The sequence below is a fragment of the Streptomyces sp. DH12 genome (genome assembly GCF_020873895.1).
In the GTDB taxonomy this organism is placed as follows: domain Bacteria; phylum Actinomycetota; class Actinomycetes; order Streptomycetales; family Streptomycetaceae; genus Streptomyces.
In genome coordinates, this window is record NZ_JAHWGT010001310.1 from 1 (window position 1) to 425 (window position 425).

1 protein-coding gene and 1 pseudogene are annotated in these 425 nt (G+C 70.1%); one reads left to right on the forward strand and one right to left on the reverse strand.

The annotated features are described in order from the left end of the window. On the forward strand, positions 1-307 hold a 307-nt coding region (locus LPA54_RS39825), incomplete at its 5' end, for a CorA family divalent cation transporter (RefSeq protein WP_306806639.1). A 12-nt stretch (positions 308-319) separates the two neighbouring features. Here the strand turns inward: LPA54_RS39825 and LPA54_RS39830 are convergent. Then, positions 320-425: pseudogene (locus tag LPA54_RS39830) on the reverse strand (ferritin-like domain-containing protein); the annotation flags it as partial.

Genomic DNA, 425 nt, shown 5'->3' on the forward strand with positions numbered 1-425 from the left:
CTTCCGTGACGTCCACGACCACCTCACGCGCGTGAACGAGACAGTGGAGGGGCAGGACCGGCTGGTCTCGGACGTCCTGTCGGCGCATCTGGCGCAGGTGGGCGTGCAGCAGAACGACGACATGCGGAAGATCTCCGCGTGGGCGGCCATGGCCGTGGTCCCCACGATGATCGCGGGCATCTACGGGATGAACTTCGAGCACATGCCCGAGCTGCGCTGGACGTGGTCGTACCCGGTGGTGATCGCGCTGATGGCCGTGCTCGAGGTGGTGCTGTTCCGCACCTTCAAGCGCCGGGGGTGGCTGTAGCCGGCGAGGCGGTCAGGCCACTTCCGGCTCCGGGGTCGCGGGGCCGCCCAGCGCGTCGCGCCGCTCGGGCATCCGCAGAGAGACCATGCGGCGCCGGCCGCCGAGGCGTTCGTACAGG